The sequence below is a fragment of the Urechidicola vernalis genome (assembly GCF_031846385.1).
Classification (GTDB): Bacteria; Bacteroidota; Bacteroidia; order Flavobacteriales; family Flavobacteriaceae; genus Urechidicola; species Urechidicola vernalis.
The window spans coordinates 123,249-147,843 of record NZ_JAVRHV010000004.1 but is presented as its reverse complement, the minus strand read 5'-3'; the positions used below and the strand labels follow the sequence as shown (position 1 = coordinate 147,843).

Genomic DNA, 24,595 nt, shown 5'->3' with positions numbered 1-24,595 from the left:
AGTATAAAAATTGTTAAATTTCAAAAGTAAGAATAACCACAACTAATTGCAGAGAAATAAGTCTAAATAAATTAAGCCTTAAGTCTTTCTATTTTATCCCAAATTCCCCAATAAGCACCGACCTCTCCTTCATCTCCAACTTTCCAAGATTCGTCAAAAGATGAGAAATAAAATAAATCAATATCATCTTGAGCACTCCAGTTAATCGAATTAATAAAATAAATTAATGCATTTTGATAAGACGGAATAGCTCCTTCAAAGTTTTCACCTTTAAAAGGCCAACCGGTTTCAGTAATAATTACTTTTTTACCGTTTCCAGCTTTCTTGGCTTGTTGGAACATATCTTTCATATACACCAAAGAATATTCAAGACTACATCCCTCCCAATATGGATAACAATTAGCTAAAACAACATCGCAAGCTTCTGTAATTTTTGGTCTTTTAGAGAATTCATAGTAAGCATCTACATATCCAACTGTAACATCTGGTATTTCTTTTTTAACTCCATTTATATATGCAAGCAATTCTTCTTCTGTTAGATCGCCTCTATACATAACTTCGTTACCGACTGCTGCAATATCTACATAACCTTCTTTGGCCAGTTCAATAAGACCTGAAATTTCTTTCTTATTTATACTCAAATCATCTCCTAGCCAAGCTCCTACCATTGTTTTAATACCAAATTCTTTTGCTATAACCGGTATCATTTCATTTCCATCTGTACAAGAAAATGAGCGTATCCATTTAGTATATGGGCTTATAATTTCCATGCGTCGTCTAATCTGCTCTTCCGTGATTAGATCTCCTGGCTCTTGCCCTTCTTCATATGGGCTAAAGCATAAACCATGCATTCCATTATTTAATACTTTCTGAAAAATTGATTTTAATTCTTCTTCTGAAGTTTCTTTCGTTTTAATTCCTGATAAGGATAATATCTTTTCTGCTCTGTACGACATTAATCTTTTTATTTTTTATTTAACTCTTTTCTCTTTGTCAAAGCTGATCTAACTTCTGAACTACGTTTTTCATCAACATCATAATCTTTCATCACCCACATTGCTCCAATGGTTCCCAGAACAGGGAAGAAGCAAAAGAATAAATGCAAACCGTTTATAGCTTCTGATTGTTCAGTAGTTGGAACCCCTGCTTCGAAACCTACAAACCAAATAATAACTCCTCCTAGTGCTCCAGCAATAGCAAAGCCTACTTTTACCATCCACCAATAAATAGCTCCAAAAATTCCTTCTCTACGTTTTCCTGAATTTAATTCGTCAATATCTATAACATCAGCAGTCATAGACATCATGATGGTAAATAAACTTCCTATTCCAAATGAGAAAAAAGGTAATGCAATGATGTACATCCAAGGTTTTCCTGGGACGAATAGAAAGTATAGCATCGCGTACCCAATTATTGAAATAGCCTGGGAAAGCATAAACGCTTTTTTCTTTCCTATTTTTTTTGAGAGCCATGCAACAATTGGAATTACAATAAACGTAGTCCCTAGCGCACCTAAACACCCAAATAAAGACACCCAAATACCAGATGCCTCTGTATCACCATTAAATAATTTATAAACAATCACGAAAAGTGTTAGTGATGAAACCGCCATAAAAGCGTTATAAATAAGGAATGTTGAAATACATAATTTTCTAAATTCTTTTATCCTAAATGCTTCTACAAAGCTTTCAAATATTTTATTCAAACTTCCTTTAATATTACCAAAACTTAAAGGCTCATAATCTTCATTTATAGTAGATTTACTTTTGATAAAAAGGGCAGGGACAATAGCACAAACAGCACAGGGAATCGCCACCCATATTGCCAACTCTCTTACGGCTACATCTGCGGATGGAAACCATTCTGGATCGTACATAATAACCCAAAACCATGGAGCAATAACCCAAGCCCATTGCCCTATCCATTGAGCAATAGCCATAATACTGGTCCGCTCGTGAAAATCGTCACTCATTTCATAGCCCATTGCCACATATGGAACACTGAAAAGAGTTAAACCTAAATAAAAAACGATAGACCAAAGAAAGAAATACCAGAAGTTGTATTGAACTGTACTTTCTTTAAATAGTTGCCACATAAAAATATAGGCAATACCCATTAAAATCCCTCCCATGAGTACATATTGTCTTCTTCTTCCCCATTTAGATTTCGTGTTATCTGAAATGAATCCCATGATTGGATCTGAAATGGCGTCAAATAACCTTGGAAAAAGATATATCATTCCCCACATGAGCCCTGAAAACTTTAGATCTTGTATCAAGACTACCATAAAAATACCCAATATTGCGGGAAACATTTGGTTGGCAAACATTCCTATTCCGAATGCAACTTTTTGTCCAAATGACACCGGACTATTTTTTTCTACTACATGTTTACCCATAAGTTCTATTTTTAGTTAATTAGTATTCCGTTAAAGTCTGTCTGTATTTATTCTTAATTACAACATATGTTTCTTTCTTATTTCTGTCTATATCTACTATTCCCCAAAATTCTTCATTCGGAGTTCCGTCATAAGGAACTCCGGAACTATTCGGAGCCCATCCTCCTATATCTTGGGTGTTTATGTTCCCTGCTTTCCACCAACCATCAGTAAAAGAGAACATGGTTACTCCAAAGCAAACTTCTTTATTATTAAAAACACTTTCCAAGATTTTTGCATTTGCACCTGCCTGTGCCTTTTCATTTAATCCTTTTTCATAACCTTGCTTGGTAATTGTCATATAACTATCTCCACCCGCTTCAGATAGATACATTGGCTTATCGCTTACTTTTTCCCATTGCTCAAATAGTTCTGAAGGATTGTCCCATCTATAAATATTTAATCCCCAAACATCAATATTGTCAGTCATTTTTAAGGCTAGTTCATCTGGCAACTCTCCGTGAGCAGTCGTAACTTTATGCTTTTTATCAACTTTATGAATTAAATCGGTACTTTCATTTAATGCCTTATACCAGTTTGCAATATCATCATCAAACCATTCTGGATGATAATTGTATTCATTCCCTAATTCCCACATTAAAATGGAAGGATGATCCTTATATTTCTTTACATAGTCAATAAATGACCCCGACAAAATATCATAATTCCCATTTTGATTGTAACCAAAACCTATTATCACTTTGAGACCTGCGCTATTTATTTTATCTAAAACTACGGTATCATCAATTGGCTCGTAAACCCTTATCGTATTTATACCTGCCTCTACCATCAATTCTAAATCTTGATCGATTGTTTCAAAACTTCGTTGATCTGAACCTTTTGGTACAGGATGGTAACAAATCCCTTTTATTAAATATGGCTGATTGTCGTAGTGAAAAATCCTACTTTGATTACTTTCTATTTTATCTTTTGTTTGTTTTTGAACACAAGACAAAAGTCCAAACAAAATTAATGTTACTATGTATATTTGTTTTTTCATTTCAACAATCATTTTTAATGTTGATTATGTAACTGAATAATTCCGGGAACCTGAACCGTTTCCAATAACGCGTACTTATCACCATTAAATGTTTTTGTTATTGGATTTCCATTTCTAGTAAGTCCTTCAAAAACACCTTTATCAACAGCATCCCATAACGCAAACTTTGCTTTTCCTCCTACGGTAAATAATCCGAAATGATTTTCAGATCCATTGGGATTATTAGCATCTTTCCAAGGTTCATCAAACCCTTCAAAATAAAAACATCCAATACTATTTTTATTGGTCCATGCTCTCATTAAATCATGAAAAATCGCTTCTTTGTATTCATCCGTTGCTTTTGCTCCGTTTTGACCATATAAACTATTACACACAGTTGCCCAACCAGTTTCTCCAATATGAATTGGCTTGTCAACTCCTAATTTTTGCATATAGTTTTTAACGCCATCATATTGATTTTTTGCATATTCTAAAGAGCGTTGCATTGATGCATCAATCTTTGCTAATTCAGAAAAACCTCCCTCCTCTTCTAATACTCCCCAAAATTGCGGATTGTAATGCGTATCATGCATTGGATACGTATGCATTGATATAAAATCCACTTCCTTAATTAGAGTATCTAAATCTGGCACATGGTATTGATTTTCTCCACCGCCCCATGACGCAAAATTATCAGAACTTGTAATCCATAAATCACTCGATAATTCTCCATTACTTTTTAAGGATTGTAAATGTTTAACCCATTTTAATATAATCCATGGCTCCACATAATAACCAGATTGCCATTTAACCATGGCCTCATTACCTACTGCTAATACTTTAATAATATCAGGATAATCATTTGCTAGTTCAACGGCTTTTGAAACTTCAACAGCATTTCGTGGGCTTTCCTCGTTATGATTAAGTGGTTGATCCGTCCAAGCATTCTTACAATCTATCCAAATCCCTAGCATTACGTACATTTCAAAAGAAGGATCTTCTTGTTTTAATTGTTCGATGGCTTTGACTAGGTTACTCGCATGAGGCAAGTGTAGTTTATATGTTCTTAAAATTCCTACTCCAATTGCACTTAACAATTTCATATCTTCTTTCAACTCATCAATAGAGGGTTCTATTCCATGATCTGAATGTCTATAGCCTCCATATGACATGGCTAAATAATTTGGGTTTCCAAGAATTTCCTGTGCGGTTTTGTCTTTCACAGTATTGATTTTTTTAGGATTATTCGAGCAACCAATCAACGAAAATATAAACAGTAAAACATAAGGTACAGCTAGTATTTTTTTCATGATAGGCGCTTTTAAATTTAGTTAATTGACACTTCTATTTTTTCTACTTCACCAGTTCTTTCAAACATTTTCTTTGTTACTAATTCATCTATAACTGGGTATTCATAAGAAATTACTTCTCCTGAATTCAGATAAACTTTAGCGCCTATGTCTTGACTTTGTTTATAAATTATTGGTACCTGACAATAAGTAAAACAAAGTGATTTTTTATCTAATTCTAATTGCTGCTCTTCTCCTTTTACATTTAAAAAATAGAATTTTTTAGATTCTTTTAATAGTTCACTTCTGCGCAATAACCTCGGATCAAAATACAATCGACCGTTTTTTACACCTATTCCTAATTCTCCAAAACGGCTTAAAATATCCTCTTTTACTTGACCTGTCATTCCTGGTTGCTGAGCTCCTTTACCACCTGGTGTATGAGAGTATGGATCTGTAGGAAATGCTCCATATAATTCTGGAGATTTATGCACACCAATACCTTCATTTGCTTCGTAATAATGCTCAAGCAACTTTCCTAAAACAACTTCATCTGCATTCGATTGGATCGCCGTTAAACAGGTTTCTTGAATTGCTAAAACCAATTTAGAAACCATATGCCAATAGATAGAACCTAATCCTTCATATCCATAAAACGTACCCGAACGACCGGTAAATGCTTTATGATTAAAAACCTCTTCAAAAATCTCCAACAATAATTCTTGATCCTTAGATTTAAGTGAACCGTATAAAGAAGAATCTAATTGTTCTAGTGCTTCTTTTAAACTATTGGCATTGTTAAATGACCCATTAAAATGATAGCTGCCTTCAACATCTTTTTGAATTATTTGTAGGTTCTTATCTGCTAATAATTTTTGTAACAATTCTGAATCTTTAACCCTATTTTCAGGAATGCAATTTTTCTCGAAAAATCCAGGTAATTGCTTATTTGGATATAAAATATAACTGTATTGATCTGGTCTAAACAATGCACTATTCTTAAGTCCATTTAAAACATCTAAGACTTCTTCTGGTTTAAGATATTTAGAACTCAATACCGCAACTTGGCCTTCTAACATTTCATCTAAATAGGAAACAGTAACTGTTGAAGAACTTGAAACAGTCATTAAATTATAGGCATGGTATAAATTATCCTTTCTTTTGTTTGCTCTAATACTGTGTTCTAAAAAACTGTTCGAAATTTTAACGAAATCTAGAATTTCATTTTTAGAAATCGAGATTTTATTATTTGAGAAACCATTGGAATAAACACTCTCCCTAAACTCACTACCTGCGTTACCTAAACCATCTAAAATGGTCTTTCTATCGGAATCAGAAATATCGTTTCGTAATAATTCTTGACTAGATTCGAACGTTTTATAAATTGCTAAGAAAAACTCTTGTAATTCTATTGAGACTTCATAATTATTTGTTTCAGATTTCGCCACTACATTTTCAAAAAAACTTAAAAATCTTCTTAAATAATAAAGCGTTACCATAGAAACACCATTACCTACCAATGCATTATTCGCATCATTCCATTCTGGTCTTTGCGTGTTCATCCATATTCCCGCTTCCGGAATAAAATTACTCAGTTTTGCAAGCACAGTTGCTAATAACTTCTCCATCATTGTTGCTCTAGCAACCTGTCCTTTTTTATTTAATAATAAAGCTCCATCCGCTCCTTTTTCTGCTTTTAATGATGCAATTTTATCGTGTAAATTTTGATCAAATACAATGGTATCTTTAGGATTTCTTAAAATCTCTTGATACGACTTTATTTTATATGGAACATTGGCATACACAAAGATATTCTCTGAAAAATAAGCTGCCAATTTATCAGGATAATGATCCTCTATAAATTCTAAAAACTTTAAAAGGTATATAATTTGATGATCTCCCCAATACCCAATATACGCCCAAGGATCATGCGGATCTTCAACCTCCCAATCAAATCCATCTTTTGTTACTCTGTATGGGTTGTATCCTTCAAATGTAGATGCGTTTAAAAATTTATGAATCATACTATCAATAAAATCTGGATAAGAATGAGCCAACGCTTCCCAATTCTGGAAAATGTCCCTCCAATTTCCTTGATAATCTAATATTTTCGAACCATCAATTTCGTTTTTGGTGTTAATAGAAAAACGATTCCAAGGCCTACTTGGATCACCATGTCTTCTACTAAATTTTAGAGGCAAATATTCAAAGCATAGCCTTTTAAAATCGAAATCATTCGAATCTTTAGCAGTGCTAATTAAGAACCCTAAATCAAAAAATTCATTAAACGATTTGAGAATTTCCTGCGCGTTATGATATACTTCAATATTGGCATTGTAAAGATATTTCACAAAATCATTTTTTTCTATTTGATAATTGAAATCAAAAATACCCCCACGCATGATATTGAATAAAGTGTTCGAAAAATGTCTTGCATCACGCATTTTATCCGCAGACATTTGTAATCCATCTGAAGCCGCATTTAAGGCTACTAATTTTTTAGCCCCTTCATCTATTTCTTTTTGCAATAATGCCTCAATATCTGTTTCTGATTTCAGTAAGGCTATGATTTCATTAACTTCAGATACAGACTGATTTACATTTGCAACGGTAATCCACTCCTTATTTTCATCTGCATCCAAATTAATTTGAGCATTAACAAAATACCCTCCTTTTTCCGCTTTTACATCCACCTCTTGTTCAATTGCAAATCCTTTTCTAAAATTATTAAGTTGTAATGAAGAAACTAAATACTTTGCATTAGAAAGGCCTGCGCACCAAACTATACTTGCTTTCAGGGCTTCACTTGGTTCAGCTCTATCAACAATTATGGCACTCAGTGCAAAAACACCCAACCCAACTTCCGATTGTAATTCACTTCGTTTATAGGCATCCACCAAATTACTTGAAGCATTCTGCAAAGCAGAAGATAGACCCGAAGGTAAGATGTTTTGAAGTCCGTCTAAAATTTCTATTTGTATTGTGGAGTCCGTGTTATTTATTAGCATTGACTTTTTAACAAAGCCATACGTATCACTAGAATTCCATTGGTATCTGAAGGTTAATCCTAAATCAAGATTTACCTCTTCAAAAATTACCTTGTTCCCAAAACTATTCTTGTATAAATTTCTTTCAATTTTGTAAATGCCTTGATAATAATCTGAGAAAGGCTCCCATAAATAAGTTTTGCCTTCTTTTAAGGTTCTTAATATCGTTTTGCTTCCTGTAACTTCCGAAGATTCTGTAATTTTATCATCAGTATAATATGGAAATAAAGATGACTCGCTATTTTTTCTACCTGCTGATAGCCCTCCCTTACTCGAAATAAACATCCAATGGTCTGAGTCACTAACAATACTCATAAAAAAAGGTCTCATGGCGTCGTAATTACTTATTTTGTAAAAGCTCTCTTTTTCAAATCGTAATAATTCGCCTTTAATTTCTTTAGAGTCCATATTTAACTCTCTGTTACCAATATATATTTTGTTTGAATTCATTTTTCTCTTTCCAATTATTCTTAAACTTTAGTTTAAATTAACCTACTAAAATTATTATGGTCCTATTTTACCCTTTAAGGTAAACTAATATTTTTCAATAACAAAGGTCGAAACAACGAAGCATTTCGACCTTTTTAAAATAAATACTAATCTTACTGATAAACTCGAATATAATCTATTTCCATAGTCGATTCTACGAACCCAGGATCAATAGTTCCTCCAAGGGTTCCTCCCATTGCAATATTTAATATTAAAAATTGTGGCGCATCAAATGGCCATGTAGCCAAATCTTTGATACCCGGATTATAAGTGTAAATTATTTCATCATCCACCAAAAATGATATTTGATTAGGAGACCAATTCACTGAATACAAATGATACTCCGAACTCTGATTTAATATATCTGCACCTCCTTTATTAACAGTATTTCCAAAACTAGAAGGAGTGTGAATTGCGCTTTGAACATAACCTGGATTATTACCCACATGTTCCATAATATCAATTTCTCCACAAGTTGGCCATCCAACTGTTTCAAAATTTGCACCTAACATCCATAATGCAGGCCAAGTACCCCCTCCTTCTGGCAATTTAGCCGAAATATCTATTCTTCCATACTGAAACTCTTGCAAACCTTGAGATTTTAACCTTGCTGATGTGAAGTTTTCTCCTCCAAAATCTTCTCGCTTCGCTGTTATAATCAACGCTCCATTTTCAACTTTTGAATTATTTGATCTATCGGTGTAAAATTGAGATTCATTATTACCCCAGCCACCTGCGCCAAGATCATATGTCCAATTTGCAGTATCAGGTAAACCATCCATTTCGAATTCGTCTTGCCATACTAGATCTGTATAAATAACATCCAATTCTTCAGAACCAGATCCAGGTGTCGTTGTATAACGTAAATACCAAGCCAATGCAGAATCTAATCCATCTATAGTTCTCACATACATTTCAGTCTCTGAAATAGATATTATTTCATAAGAACTTGAACTTACATAATATCCCATAAATTTATCATCTGAAAAATTCATAACAGTCTCTGTAGATTCAAAATCAGGATCCTCCACTGTAGACCAATCAACTGAAGACGGTGCTAATGATACTATACTTGTTCCAGAAGAATCATAATCTAGACAGACGTCATCGCCTCCTAAACCTGAATGAGCCTTATTAAAAAACGTTGCGCCCATATTATCTAACACATAAGTCAATTGATTTTCTGCATCTAGAGAAAAAGTCAATTCATCATTACAAAAACAACTAGAAGCATCGTCATTACATTTTTCATATGGTTGTGCCTCGTACCATTTTGGCCACCACCATGCACCGTCAATTCCTGCATATGCCGGCCCTACTCCTAAATGCCCCACTTTTTCTGCATCTAAATACCACGTCTTTGATGCTCCTTGCCCCCCAGTCAATAGATCTTTAACTTCTTGATTATCAAAAGAACTAAAAACATCTATTGATATCGAAACTGTTGACGCTAGTCCACCGGTACCTATTGCATTTACAGTAACAGTGTATGTGTTTACTCCTGGGTTACCTGAATACCTATGGGTAATCTTACCCGTTGGAACTAATTCTTTCAATCCATCACCAAAATTTATTTGATAGGTAATTGCGTCTTCTGCAGTGATGGTAAAAATCACTAGGCCTGAACCATCCCCATCTGGAAAATTATCATATGCCCCAACAATTTCGGCTTGGACAACAACATTCGTTGCTGCCGTAATATCTCCAATTATAGCATCATCCTCTTCGCAAGAAAAAAATGTTAACATTACTAAAAAAGAGCAGATATATCTTAAACTAAATATCTTCATTTTTATTTTTTTACTTATTGAACAAAAATTACATCATCAAAATAATAGGTTTTCTCACCAGCTGTTGCCCCGTCCGTTCCAAAATTGAAAAAGATAGACGCCTTATTATAAATCCAACCGTTCGATAATCCTACACTTAATGATTCCGTACCTGGAGCTTGATTAGTAAAATCAAATTCCAATGTTTCCCATCCGCCTGCAACAGTTGTATTCACCTCAGTTTCGCAAGTATGTGTAGGATCGTTAGCGTCCTCAATTTTTAAACGAATAGGTGTTCCTGCATCGGGAGACCAAACCCTTACGGTCATTTTTGAATTCGTTAAAGATATTGGGATGTTAGAAGCAAATCCTGCTTCTGTTCCAATTGTTGTTCCGGCCCAAAGCGGTGCCACTACCGGCTTAATAACTTGTGCTACGGTATTACTAGCGCTTGTTGGGTCTACCACTATCGAGGAAATATTATCTCCAAAATCGGTCAAAGTATAATCTATAGTTGAACTTTCGAAATCTACTGGCAAATCGATTTGCGTAGTTGATATTGTAGCCCCGCCTTCATCTATCATAATAGTTATATCATCAAAATAAAATTTCTCTCCATTTCCTGAATTCCCAAAATCTGGGAATAGAATTACTCTATCATAAGAAATAGAAGTGCTAAAACTACTATCAGACGTCAAATCAAAAGAAACAGTCTCCCAAGTATTTGCCATTGTAGAATTCGCAATGACTTCTACGAATACGGTTGGATTTCCATTTCCATCAAGTGGAGATGTCGAATCTTCCATTTTAAATAGTATAGGAGTGTTCGGTCTAGGTGACCAAACTTTAACATCGATTGTAGTAGCCGTTGAAAAATCTGCAGTACCATTTAAATCGGTACTCGCTCCCGCCCAAGTTTGAGCCCCTATCGTTTTTTCAATCTCAACAACGTTCATACTAGTATTTATTCCGCTCGCATCTGGATTCATTATTACAGAAGCTGGAATAGCTGCAAAATTTGCATCTCCAAATCCGGCCCAAGTAAACTCAGAACTTCCAGGTTCAAAATCCATAATATCTCCCATCATTGGAGGCGGGGTACTTCCTCCGCTTTGAACAATATCATCGAAATAATAAACCGCATCATCACATGCATTATTTCTATCAAAATAAACAATTATACTTTTGAACGTTTTATCATTATGGGCAGAAAAATCAAATGTTAACTCTTCCCATACACCAACAGCAGAAATAGTTTGAACCGCCTCTGCAAAAGGATCTACATTTGGAAAAGGTTCAAATTCTAATCTCAACGTAACTTCAGTTGGATGATCTTCGGCAAGAACTTTCATTGTAAATATTCTATCTACATTGGTAATTAAATCAATTGGATTTGAAAGTGCTTTCCCAACTCCAGACCAAGTTTCACAACCAGCAGTTTTTGAATATTGTTGCACGTTGCAACTTGAGTTAATATCATCACTAATTGGATTTGGTACAATTCCAGATGAAATATTTCCAAATGGTTCAAATGCATGTGCGGCATCAGCAGTCATAAATGTCCAATTAATGTTACCCATAGAAGGATCTATATTTTCCGCAACTTCTGCCTCGCAATCAGCTGGTGCTTTATAGAAATATATGTTGTCTATAAATACTGTTCCTTCTGCCCAAGGAGTTCCAACAAATTTAAACTGTTTCAAATTATCTAACGTCAGCCCTTGATCCGTAAATTCTGATAACGGAATATCAAAACTGGTCCATTCTTGACTTACTAATTCTTTAGATACAAACTTTTCATCTTCTGCTGCAATTCCCTCTGGCAAAGGATAAATATCAATAGAGTTTACATTAGTTGTCCAAATATCGATATGCAAGAATTCCTGCATACTTGCGTTAATATTTGCACCCAATTCAATCCCTTGATAACTCAAGTTTATATATTGAAGCATTTTGTCTCCTTCTAAATCAAATTCTTCAAAACTACTTCCTTGACTAGATTGACCCCAATCTGGGTTATAATTAGAACCATCTACAACGGTATAATCATCACTATAAACTGCTATATAATCTGATTCCATACGAGCAGGTTGTTCTGGTGCAGATTCTAATGGGTTTAATATTTCCGTAACTTCAAATTCCTCTGTGTATTCTGTGGTTTGAATTGCCCCACCCATTGCTACTACTTTAATGGTATAAGTTCCAGCAGTAGTATAAGTGTAGGATGCCATTTCTCCAATATTCGCAACAACTGGCTCCGCTTCCATATCTTCACCAAAATAAACTTCATAATTCATGGCAAAATCTGCTGTAGCAGTTACATTTACTTGTTTAGATATTAGCGGATCATTTTCAATAGCGACCTCAAGGTTTTCAGGCGCATTAAATGAAACAGTTACCGGAATTGTTACCGAAACTTCATTTCCACTTAAACCTAAAGCGGTAAGTATTAACTCATAACTGCCCTCTTTATAAATATGGTTGCTATAATTACCTGGAGAAATATTCAATAATTTTTCGGAACCGTCTCCAAAATCTATATTGTATTTTGATACGCCATCACCAGTAGGCACTATCGTTACTAAGCCTGAATTATCTTGACTTATTGTAACCAATGCTGTAACATTAGTTGGATCGTCTATTTTTATTAAATAATCTTCGTTGTCATCTTCGCAATTTGAAAAAATAAAAAGAGCGATTAGAAAAGTTGAAATATATTTTATTGCTTTCATAATTGTTGTTTTTAGTATCCTTGATTTTGAGTCCAATTGCCGTTTGAAAATTCAATTTCTTCCAACGGAATCGGAAATAATTCGTTCTTATTTGATGTGAATCCAGTAATATTACTACCTCTTCCCGTTCTCACTAAATCGAAAAAGTGATGACCTTCACCTAGTAACTCTACTCTTCTTTCGTTATAAATTAAGTTTGTCAACTCTTCTTGATCATTTACACTTAAGGCATCTAGTCCTGCTCGACTTCTAACTCTGTTTAAATAACTCAAAGCGCGTGCATTATTAATACCGCCAACATTATTTGCCTCAGCAGCCATTAATAACACATCTGCAAATCGTATCGATCTATAATTGTTTGGATTTGTTAGGTTTAAATCATTCTGAGCATCCGAACTTCTGGTTCTAGGTATATATTTTCTATTAAAAAAACCAGTATGTTCATAACCAACTCCATATGTTGCCCCAGTTGATTGTGCCCATTCCTCAATATCTAATATGGCAACGTCCTTTCTTAGGTCGCCATCTTCAAATGCATCCGCAGCCTCTTGAGTGGGTACATTAAAACTAAAACCAGACGAAAATTCAGGGCCAGTATAATTCCTAATCCCGTTGAATCCAACAGCTACATTTCCTTCACTACATTGAAGACATCCGAATCCGGCACCTTCTACATCTGTATATTGAACTTCAAAAACAGATTCGATTCCATTCTCTCCAATTTCTTCAAATAAAGTGTCATAATCCTGAACTAAATCATACGGTCCATTGTTAATTAAACTTTCAAATACTGCAACAGCCTCTGTATACTTCTTCTGATACAAAAACGCCTTACCTAAAAGTGCTTGTGCCGAACCTTTGGTAGCTCTACCAATTTGAGGAGCTTCATAAGATAAATTTGAAATCGCAAATTCTAAATCACTTTCGATTAGAGCATATACTTCGCTGACTGAAGATCTAGGGATATTGATTTCATCACCAGTTACAAAGCGAGTTTCTTTTAATGGAATACCTCCAAACCACTTAACCAATTCGAAATTATAGTAAGCCCTTAAAAATCGAGCTTCTCCAAGTATAATTTGCTTCCCTTCAAAATCTGTTTTATCTTGAAATTCTAGAATGTAGTTTGCTCTATTAACACCTGCAAACATCCAATTCCAGATATCTTTAACATTACTATTAACAGGAGTATGTATCATATCATCGACCTGCTGAAAACCAATTACATCATTTGCACTTTCGCCACCGCAAAGAGAATTATTCGATGCGATTTCCCCAAGTATAACATTTACATAGGAAGCCTGTAATAAATCGTAGGCGCCAATTAATGCATTATAGTAATCTGTTTCACCGTTAAAATAATTCTCTGAATCAATATTATAAACTGGCTCTCGATCAACAAAATCATCTCCGCAACTAAATACGAGCGTCGACAAAACCAAACACATTAAAATATTTTTTAAATTTTTCATACTAATCGTTTAAAAAGTTAAATTAAGTCCTAACAAATATGTTCTAGGTATTGGATAAAAACCATAATCTATTCCACCTCCAATTGGAGCACCATTTGAGGCCCCTGGATCATATCCCTTATACTTAGTAAATGTGTATAGGTTGTTCACCCCTGCGTATAATCTCAACTTTTCAATTCCCACTTTTTCAGTGTAATCAACAGGAATCGTATAACCAAGTTGGATATTCTGAATTCTTACATAAGATGCATCCTCAACATAAAAATCTGAAAATACATTGTTTGCAGTTGCGGCTGTAGTTACTCTTGGCACCTCATTACTTGTGCCTTCTCCAGTCCATCGATCTAATACATAGTTAAGTCTATTTACATCGGATAATGCTCTTTCATAATTTCTTACCATCTCGTTTCCTACAGAAGCAAAAACATATGAAACAAAATCTAAATCTTTATAATTCAAACTAATATTGAATCCCATAGTTACATCTGGAATAGGGTCCCCTAAATATGTTCTATCGTTAGCATCTATAACTCCATCCTCATTCAGGTCCACATATCTTAAATCGCCTGGCGCAGCTTCTGCTCCGAGAGATAATTGAGAAGGGTGTTGAAATAATTCGGCTTCGTTCTGAAATATTCCATAGGTCTTGTATCCGTAAAAATACCCTATTGGATATCCTACTTCCATTCTAGATGGAGCGGGTTGCCCAACACCAAATGAACCACCTTCTAAAAATCCAGTACTATTATTTACTTCTAAAACCTCATTGTCTAGAGTGGTAATATTAAACGATGTATTCAGACTAAAATCGTCCGAAAAGTCATCTTTATAAGTAACGGCAAATTCAAAACCCGAATTTCTAACCACACCGGCGTTAATAGTTGGTGAAGCCCCGCCAGGTCCATTTACTCCTACGATACCTGATACCGGAATATTTTGAATTAATAAATTGTCTCTTGTATTTATAAAATAATCTGCGACAATTGATATTTTATTTTCTAAAAAATTTAAATCAATACCGACGTCAAACTTCTTCGCTTCTTCCCATTGAAGTTCAGGGTTAGCCAATTGACCAATCGCTGTTCCTGTTACAAGGTTTCCATCAAAAACATAAACACCTTCGCCATCCAAAGAACCAACATATCCATTATTCCCAATATTATCATTTCCTAAAACTCCATAACTTGCTCTAATCTTAAAGAAGTCGATGTATTTTGAATCTTCTAAAAAACTTTCATCAGAGGCTACCCATCCAAAGGTTGCAGAAGGAAAATAACCTACTCTATTTTCTGGGCCAAAGCGAGATGAAGCATCTCTTCGAAACATTGCTGAAAGAAGATACTTTCCTTTATAATCGTATTGCACTCTTGCGAAATAAGATAATCTTCTTTCATCATATTCATAAGAACCAACGGATCTGGCTTCTACAGTTCCGGTCGCTAAAGATATATCTGCAAATTCCCATGAATTATTCGGAATATCATAGCCTGTTGCGAACAAACCACTACCCCATTGTTTATAAATTGTTGTACCTACAGTAGCATTTAACTTATGATCTTCTTTAATCAACTTGTCATAGGACAAAAAGAAATCTAACGAATAATCATTATCCGTAATCCTATTCTGTGACACACTACTTTTAGTAACATCAAAAACTTTTCCACCATAATCCACTATCTTCGAAAAGGATTTCCCTTTACTATTACCATTGTTGAATCCGATTCTTCCAGTCAATTTCAAATCTTCTGTAAAATCATAATCTAACGTAAATGATCCGTTCAATTTATTTAGATCATAATCATTATAGGTATTATCAATTTGCGCTAATGGGTTTATTATTTCTATACCTAAACCTGTAGTATTCGGAATTAATGAATAGTTTCCTTCGCTATCATAAGGATCCAAATTAGGAGGGGAATTTAGACCATTAAATAATACTGACCCTAAACCACTGTCGTTTATAGCATCTCTATCGAGATAAGTATAAATTATATTTGTTTTCATATGTAGTTTAGGAAAAAGTTCAGCTCCCAAATAGAGTCTAGCTGTATTTCGTCTAAAGTCTGATTTCTTTGGTGCAATAATCCCTTGTTGATAAACATGAGAACCACTTAAGGCATAAGATATTTTTTCAGATCCACCAGAAACACTAATATCATGAGATATAATCGGTACTCCAGAATTAAGAACTTCTCCTTGCCAATCCGTTCCTTCAGATAAACCTGACACATCATCAAAAGGAATTTCCTGACCGCCAGCGGCATAACTTTCATTTAGTAATAAAGCGTATTCTCTTTCATTTAAAAGTGAAATTTCTCTCGTTGCCTCCTGAAAACCTACTGAAGAATTGAAATTAAATTTGGTTTTAGCATTTTTCCTACCTTGTTTAGTAGTTACTAATACTACACCGTTTGCACCAACTGTTCCATAAATAGCGGCTTGTGCATCTTTCAAAACAGTAATTGTTTCGATGTCATTAGGATTTAAAATACTTAAATCTCCCTGATAACCATCGATAATAACTAAAGGACCTCCTGACCCATTTGTAGAAATACCTCTAATCCTTATATCTAATCCCGCTCCTGGAGCTCCTGACTGAGTTGTTACATTAACACCTGTTACAGTTCCTTGCAAAGCCTGTTCTACCTTAACTGGCTTTAGCTTATCAAGTGTTTGAGAACTAACAGTCGAGACTGCCCCGGTTAGTTCTCTTTTCTTTTGTGATCCGTAACCGATAACAACAACCTCATCCAACGTTGCTGTATCTTCTGTTAAGGCTATATTTAGAGGTTCAGCGTTTAAAACAACAACTTCGACCTCTTTAAAGCCAATGGATGACACAATCAAAACTGAATTAATAGGTACATCATCTAAATAAAATAACCCGTCAAAATCAGTACTTGTTCCTGTATTTGAATCTTTAATTATAACACTCACTCCTGGCAATGGTTCTCCAGTCGATTCATCGGATACTACTCCACTAACTGAAACATTTTGAGAAAACCCAAGAATTGAGGTTATAAAAAATCCAAAAAATAAAATTTTCGAATTCATACTTCCCTTTATAATTGATAATTAGTTAAGGTGTAAATTTAGCAGTAAATATATTTTGTAGTTAATTATTCGCCCCTACAAAAAACATACAATGTTGTTTTTGCATTGTAAAAAATAAATTTATTTTATTGATTTTTAATTACTTAACTAAAAATAATAAAACTAGAAATTTTAAAATAAGAACAGTTAAAAAATATTTTGTAGTGGTAATGTATTGGAATAAATATATTTTGTAGTGTTTATATTTCGAATAAATAATTGGTTAAACTAGATTTTTGAGATAAATCTAGTTTTTTTCTTAACCTATATCTTTTCACCTCAACACTTTTAACGGAAATGTTTAAAAGCGGTGCAATTTCTTTAGAAGAGAGATTTAATTTCAAGTAAGCACACAATTTAAGATCATTTGGAGACAATGTCGGATGGATTTCTTTCAAATTTCTGAAAAAATCTTTTTCAACATTCGTGAATGATTTCTCAAATAGCTTCCAATCGTCTGAACTATTTAAATCGTCATCAATTAAAGATATCACCTTTCCTATGCTTGATATTGTTCTTACATTTGAAAGTTCCTTCTTAATAGCATTTAGAAATTCATTCTTTTTTATTAAACTCATTGTAGAAGCGCCTAGTTCTCTGTTCCTATTATCAATGTCATGTCTTAAATTTTCGTTTCTGACTCTCATTAGTTCCTTTTCGCTATTCAAGTTTTCAATTTTCAATTTTCGTTCCCTTTCCTTAATCTCTCTATGGTGTTTTATTGTATAATGCTTTTTATAATTTTTATGTATAAAAACTAAAAGAAAAGAAAAAGTTAATACATAGACAAAAAGCATAGAAATCGAAAAATACCAAGGCTTTTCAATATTAAAAGAAAAAGATTCTATGTTTTCAGTTTCTACGTTCCCAATCCTCGCTTTAACATTAAAAACATAATCTCCATAAGGAAGGTTTTCAAATGAAACATTCGGTTCTTCAAACCACGAACTCCAGTCATCGTAAATTCCGATTAATTGATATTGATATTCAACATTCGAATATTTATTATATTCTGGTACATTAAATGCAAATCTTAAATTATTTTCATTTGCTTTAAATTCCGGGACTTCATTAAGAGAAACATTTTCAATAGGTAAATTCCTAAACTCCTTGCTTATTGAATTTATGCTAACTTTTTTCTTTTGGGTTTCGAATTTATTTAAATCCAATTTCACATAACCATTAGACCCTCCAATTAAAAAAACATCCTCTTTTAAATAAGTTAAATTCTCAAACCCAACAACACCAAGGTTCTTTCTAAATAAATTAGAAACAGGAATATCTATTTCTCGTGGCTCTTCATTAAATTTTCCTCTAAGTAAACAAATTATATTCCTGTCAGAGAAGCCCCAAATATTTTTGGAAATTGGATCTGAGATAAGAGTCCCTATTGCGCTATTTCCTTCATTATAAAAAATAGTAGTCAACAACTCATTCCAAACAAATTTTTCTAAACTAGGGTCGTAAGAATAAATGTTTTTATTTCCATTGGTAGAATAAATTATTTCATCATTATACCTCATCAAACTAGATCCAAAACCATAAGCCTCTTCATTTTTCCTAATTTCAATATTTTGTAATTCTTTGTCTAAGCCTAAAATAAACGTCCCATTATTTTCATGATTAACAATGATCTCATCTTCCTTAATAAATTCAAAGAACCGACTAGAAATATCAAAACCTTCAATTTTATTCCTAAATGCCCATTTATCGTTTTTACGCTCTAATATGCTTAGTCCATTATAATTCCCTTGAATTAACAAAGAATCATTAACTCCTATTTCTTTAATTTCCCATGTTCCTGCAAACTCTGAAACCTGGGTAACCTTATCTTTTTCAACAGCGAATGTGCCCTTATTGTGACCACAAAACAAGGTGTTCTTTAACTCTTTTAGACACCATACCTGACCTTTAGTATTATCAATAAGGTTAAACTCATCTCTAGAGCCTAGTTTTTTATAAAACAACCCTTGATTTGTCCCAATATAAAAGTATCCAGCATATATTTTGGTTGCGTAAACATCGCCAATTAATCCTTTTAAATCATTGTACACAGTAAATGGAGAATATAAATTTAAAACACTAATTCCATTATCTAAACCAAGCCAAATATTTTTCTCCCCATCCTCAAAAACAGATAGAATTGTATTATTATAAAGGCCTTGTTCTTTATTTATTTTTCTAATAAGAGACCCATCACTTTCTAAATGAATAATTCCATTTGACGTAGTTCCAAGAAGAAGACTTTCATCTTGTAATTTTATACTGCAATACACATTTTTTGATACTAGTTCATCTTCGGCAGGAAATTGCCATCTTTCAATTTTATCTCCAATTAAATGATAGAACATCCCATTTTCAGTAAGAAGAAGTGTTTTATTCTGATTTATAAAAGCACCTATTAAAACGTCTTTTTTAATAACCTCATTGTCAGAAACCAAAAGCGCCTTGCCATTTTCAATTTTATATAAACCTTCGTTTATTTTCTGAAAATAAATCTTATTTGCAACTTTAAAAATTCCTGCCCTCGACGATTTAGCAGAAATAACATTGAAAGACTCTTCTTCAAGGTTATACAAATAAATCCTATCTAGTGATTGAAATAGAATCCAACCATCGAATTCTAAAATACTCCAAAATTGCTCGTCCTTTATTAACGGAACACCTATTTTATCTATTAATGAATAATAGTTAAGATTGCCAAATTGGTCTCTTTTCCAATAACCAAATTCCATATAACAGCCAGTAAAAATAAGGTCCTTAATTACATTAACTGATCTAATAATTGTACCATTTGGAGAACCATAAAGTTTCCAATTTGCACCATTAAACTCCAATAATCCACTATTATTAGCTACATACATATAACCATTAGCAGATTGAGAAATCGACCAATTCTGATTTTCTGAATTATAATCTGCAGGAGAAAAGTTCTTTATTGGAGGTAATTCTTGCGCTATCAAAATATGTGATGCTAATACACATAGAATTGAAAATATGAATCTTACCTCCTTTAATTGAATCATTCAATTTTGAATATTAAAATGTTTTCTTTAATCTTTAAGCAAAATAAACATAGACACCAATTACAATAATAGTAATTATTGCCCCTACCTGTTTTACATACTTCCATGGCGTAATATCTACTTGCTCTGTGTATTCTTGAACAAAGTCTGTCTCTCTTGGTTTTAATTTACCAATCACCAACATAATTACAACATTTAAAACAAATAAGATAGCCATTACATCTAAGTAATGAGGATATGCACTTGCCTCGATTAATGTTAATTCTGTCACATCCGTTATTCCAGAAGCCTTTGCAGCCACAATGGCTTTTTCCTGAAAATAAGGCTGCATTATAAATTGACTTAGGATATATAATAATGAGCCTGATAACAATCCAATTTTGGCTGCCATTGCAGGAACTCTTTTTGTTAAGTAACCTACTACAATAATGGTTAAAATAGGAATACTATAAATTCCATTGATCTCTTGTAAATAATCGAATAAACTTCCAGCGTTTGCAATTAACGGAGCGATAAACATCGCAGCAATAGCAAGAATTACTCCAAAACGCTTTCCGTATTTAACTACCGTTTTTTCATCTGCTTCAGGGTTGATATGTTGTTTATAGATATCTATTCCAAACAAGGTAACCGAGCTATTTAAAACACTATTAAATGAACTTAAAATAGCCCCAAACAGCACTGCTGCAAAAAATCCAACAAACGATGCAGGCAAAACCTTTTTCACTAACATAGGATACGCATCATCTACAACCTCTAAATTTCCTTGAAACATGTGGTATGCAATAATACCAGGTAATACCACAATAAGTGGTCCTAATATTTTTATGAAGGATGCCAAAAGCACACCTTTTTGGCCTTCTTCTAAATTTTTAGCTGCTAAGGCTCTTTGAATAATTTGTTGATTAGTACCCCAATAAAACAATTGCACCAGCATCATTCCTGTAAATATGGTATGGAATGGTACAGGGTCTGATTCAGTTCCCATTGATTTAAACATCTCTGGGTTGTCATTGGTTAAAACTGAAATTCCATCTAACATACTTCCATCTCCAATCATTATCAATCCAAAAATTGGAATTAGAATTCCTCCAATTAACAATCCAATTGCATTGATAGAATCTGATACCGCAACCGCTTTCAGACCACCAAATACGGCATAAATTGACCCCACGATTCCGATTCCCCAAACACAAATCCAAATAGATTGTGTTTTGGTAACTCCAAGCATCTCTGGTACATCAAACATCCCGCTAATTGCAACAGAACCAGAATACAAAATTACTGGAAGCAAAACCACAACATAACCTGTTAAAAACAACCCTGAAGTTAAGGTTTTAGTCATAACATCAAAACGTCGTGATAAGAATTGAGGTACAGTTGTTAAACCTCCTTTTAAATATCTTGGCAATAAAAATAACGCTGTTACAACCATGGCCATGGCTGCTAAAGTTTCCCAGGCCATTACAGAAAGTCCGTTTGCGTATGCAGAGCCATTTAGCCCAACTATTTGTTCAGTAGATAAGTTCGTTAATAATAATGAACCTGCAATAACTCCTGCTGTTAAACTCCTTCCTCCTAAGAAATAACCATCAGATGATTTTTCGTCTGTTTTTCTAGTAGCAAAATAAGCAATTACGGCAACCAATAATGTGAAACCTAAGAAGGATAAAAAAGTAAGCATTTGAAAATATTTAATTAGTTAAGGTGCTAATATAACTAATTTTTAAGGAGACGAATCTTTAAAAATTACCTTCATCCAATAAATCATATCTCAACAGTTACCAATTATAATTCTATAATTAATTATAGAATCAAATTCTTAATAGTTTTTACGCAATACAACTCGTATTTGACTACAGTTTATTCAGTCTACATTTTTCACGTTTACGCTAAGGTAAATTCGCTTTTAACCAAGAGATACTTTCATCAAAAGATTCAAAAATTTGTGTCTCAGGAATTAAATCAGGAATAATATCGATGCTTTCTAACATGTATCTCGGTTGCTTTAAAACATCAACAAAGAGTATTTGCACATCCTTTTTAACTAAATCAATTAAAACATCTTCTAAAGTATATAGTCCGGACTGATCTACATATTGCATCCGATCCATTCTAATAATTACAGTTGATGCTTTTTCTGGTATTTGCTTTGCAAGTTCTTGAAACTCACTCGTAGACCCAAAAAACAAAGGCCCTTTAATATGTTTCACAAAAACTTCTGATTTCAAATTTTCTGGAAAATTTTTCTCATCAGACCATGCTTTTTCCTCTTTTAAAGATTTTACATCTGAATGTTCTGTTGTTAAATCTCCCATTTTTTTCATAAACCCTAAAGACGCCATAGTCAGCCCAATCCCCACAGCATATACTAGATTCCAAACAGAAGCCAACACCAAGACAATTGTCATAATTACCACTTCATACCTTGGTGTAAATGGAACGGCTTTTAGCCCTTTATAATCCATTACTCCGATACCAACAGTAATTAAAATTCCTGCCAAAACAGCGGCCGGAATCATTGAAGCCACTGGACCTAGTGCCAATAAAACAATCAACAATAAAACGCCTGCCAACATACCTGACAACCTTGTTCTTCCACCAGCATTTATATTAACTACTGTTCTAATTGTTGCTCCCGCACCAGGAATACCTCCAAACAAGCCTGCCAAACTATTCCCAACACCTTGCCCTACCAATTCTTTGTTTGGGTTGTGCTTTGTTTTGGTCATATTATCTGCCACAACTGACGTAAGAAGCGAGTCAATTGCACCTAAAAGAGCCAAGGTAAAAGCAGTAAATATATACGGTGTTATCGATTCAAAATTAAACTGAGTAAATACTTCAAAATGAGGAATAGGGAGTCCGCTTGGAATTTCATCTATGGGTCTATAATCAAACCCAAAACCAACTGCAACAAGCGACATGACAATTAAAGCAACAAGTGTACTTGGAATTGCCGTTGTAATTTTTTTAAAACCATAAATAATAATGATTGTTCCTAAGGCCAAGAGAAACTCTAACCAATTAATATTGTTAAACGCCCTCGGCATCAATTTTAATGCACCTATAACTCCAGATGCCTCGGCATTTGCCAAAATTTTTGATTCCTTTAAAATTTTTTCCTGACTAACCTCCTTAGACCTTCTTATCGTTCCTTCAAAATGCTCTAAAACCAATACACCTTCTCCTGCTTCTTCTCTTAATATATTTTCAAGAATTAATTCTTCTGCCTGAGGCTTAAAACCATTCACATATTTAAGGTCCTCATCAGGATAATAACCAACCGATGGTAATATTTGTGTGATTAAAATAATAACCCCAATTGCTGTCATAAACCCTGACACTACCGGATATGGGATATACTTTATATATTTACCTAAACCGGAAATACCTAAAAGTATTTGAAAAATTCCAGCCAAAATAAACACGGTTAATATAGCGGGTAAGGCACGATTTAAATCTCCATCATTCGCCGCAACTAAACCAGCAATCATAACAATACTAACTGCCGTCATCGGAGCAGTTGGACCAGATATTTGTGTATTTGTACCACCAAACATTGCCGCAAAAAAACTAACAAATATTGCTCCAAAAAGACCCGCAACTGGGCCTAAACCAGAACTGACCCCAAACGCTAATGCCAAAGGTAAAGCAACAATACCAGCAGTAAACCCGCCAAATAAATCGCCTTTAAAGTTTGAAAAATCAAAGTTGAAAAAGTCTTTCATAAGAATTGTTATTTTAGTGTCAAACACAAATATACTCAATTCAATATCAAATTAATTAGAAAATAATCCCACCTAATTACAAAATGCGTATAATATTAAAATCTATTTTAATTAGGGATAGAACTCCCAAAGAGTTCATGGATTTGAGTTTTACTCAATGCAGATGTGCTACCAATAGTATTATTCAGCAAGTTATTATGCTTTATTTTTAATTGTACTTCTCCGTTTATTCTATTGAACTCGAATTTCACAATCGTATCTTTATTGGTTAAAACATACGTTTTATGATTATTCTCGTTTTCAAAACCATCCATTATTATATTGTAAACTTGTTCAATATTCGGGAATTGAAATGATTTTAAATCCGTAGAAACAGAAAGGCTGGCATCGGAATAAAAACAAGAAAACTGATTGTTTGTTTTATGTATTTTAATGATATGTTCTCCGTCTTTAATAGAACCTATTTCCTGACTAAATCCGGAAAAATTAAGCGCAAGAATACTTAATAGCAGTATATACTTCATTCAGTTA

General features: G+C 33.7%; 13 protein-coding genes. All 13 read right to left on the bottom strand.

Translation table 11 applies throughout. The annotated features are described in order from the left end of the window. Positions 1 to 71: 71 nt before the first annotated feature. The 13 genes from RM519_RS09300 to RM519_RS09240 all read right to left on the bottom strand — a co-directional run bounded on the left by RM519_RS09300 (position 72) and on the right by RM519_RS09240 (position 24,588). The gene (locus RM519_RS09300) at positions 72 to 956 is read right to left on the bottom strand and encodes a glycoside hydrolase family 17 protein (protein ID WP_311593455.1); all 885 of its coding nucleotides are present in this window, start codon (positions 954 to 956) and stop codon (positions 72 to 74) included. 8 nt (positions 957 to 964) lie between these two features. Continuing rightward, on the bottom strand, positions 965 to 2,398 hold the full coding sequence (locus RM519_RS09295) for an MFS transporter (protein ID WP_311593454.1): 1,434 nt from the start codon (positions 2,396 to 2,398) through the stop codon (positions 965 to 967). Positions 2,399 to 2,417: 19 nt separating this feature from the next. Further along, the gene (locus tag RM519_RS09290) at positions 2,418 to 3,437 is read right to left on the bottom strand and encodes a glycoside hydrolase family 2 TIM barrel-domain containing protein (RefSeq protein WP_311593453.1); all 1,020 of its coding nucleotides are present in this window, start codon (positions 3,435 to 3,437) and stop codon (positions 2,418 to 2,420) included. 14 nt (positions 3,438 to 3,451) lie between these two features. Further along, the gene (locus RM519_RS09285; protein WP_311593452.1) at positions 3,452 to 4,726 is read right to left on the bottom strand and encodes a glycoside hydrolase family 17 protein; all 1,275 of its coding nucleotides are present in this window, start codon (positions 4,724 to 4,726) and stop codon (positions 3,452 to 3,454) included. A 17-nt stretch (positions 4,727 to 4,743) separates the two neighbouring features. Next, a complete protein-coding gene (locus RM519_RS09280; protein WP_311593451.1) occupies positions 4,744 to 8,202 on the bottom strand; it encodes a hypothetical protein in 3,459 nt (1,152 codons plus the stop codon). Between the two features lie 152 nt (positions 8,203 to 8,354). Beyond that, a complete protein-coding gene (locus tag RM519_RS09275; RefSeq protein ID WP_311593450.1) occupies positions 8,355 to 10,031 on the bottom strand; it encodes a family 16 glycosylhydrolase in 1,677 nt (558 codons plus the stop codon). Positions 10,032 to 10,045: 14 nt separating this feature from the next. Further along, entirely contained in the window at positions 10,046 to 12,742 is a 2,697-nt protein-coding gene (locus tag RM519_RS09270) for a hypothetical protein (RefSeq protein ID WP_311593449.1), read from the bottom strand. 11 nt (positions 12,743 to 12,753) lie between these two features. Then, a complete protein-coding gene (locus RM519_RS09265; RefSeq protein WP_311593448.1) occupies positions 12,754 to 14,214 on the bottom strand; it encodes a RagB/SusD family nutrient uptake outer membrane protein in 1,461 nt (486 codons plus the stop codon). Between the two features lie 9 nt (positions 14,215 to 14,223). Then, positions 14,224 to 17,268 carry a SusC/RagA family TonB-linked outer membrane protein gene (locus RM519_RS09260; protein WP_311593447.1) on the bottom strand — a complete coding sequence of 1,015 codons (3,045 nt, stop codon included), beginning with the start codon at positions 17,266 to 17,268 and terminating at the stop codon, positions 14,224 to 14,226. A 239-nt stretch (positions 17,269 to 17,507) separates the two neighbouring features. Then, the gene (locus RM519_RS09255) at positions 17,508 to 20,333 is read right to left on the bottom strand and encodes a triple tyrosine motif-containing protein (protein WP_311593446.1); all 2,826 of its coding nucleotides are present in this window, start codon (positions 20,331 to 20,333) and stop codon (positions 17,508 to 17,510) included. A gap of 34 nt (positions 20,334 to 20,367) precedes the next feature. Then, positions 20,368 to 22,017 (bottom strand): solute:sodium symporter family transporter, encoded by a 1,650-nt coding sequence (locus RM519_RS09250; RefSeq protein WP_311593443.1) that lies wholly within the window; start codon positions 22,015 to 22,017, stop codon positions 20,368 to 20,370. Between the two features lie 208 nt (positions 22,018 to 22,225). Beyond that, positions 22,226 to 24,064: a SulP family inorganic anion transporter gene (locus RM519_RS09245; protein WP_311593442.1), complete on the bottom strand. Its 1,839-nt coding sequence runs from the start codon at positions 24,062 to 24,064 to the stop codon at positions 22,226 to 22,228. Positions 24,065 to 24,171: 107 nt separating this feature from the next. After that, a complete protein-coding gene (locus tag RM519_RS09240) occupies positions 24,172 to 24,588 on the bottom strand; it encodes a hypothetical protein (protein ID WP_311593441.1) in 417 nt (138 codons plus the stop codon). Positions 24,589 to 24,595 lie beyond the last annotated feature (7 nt).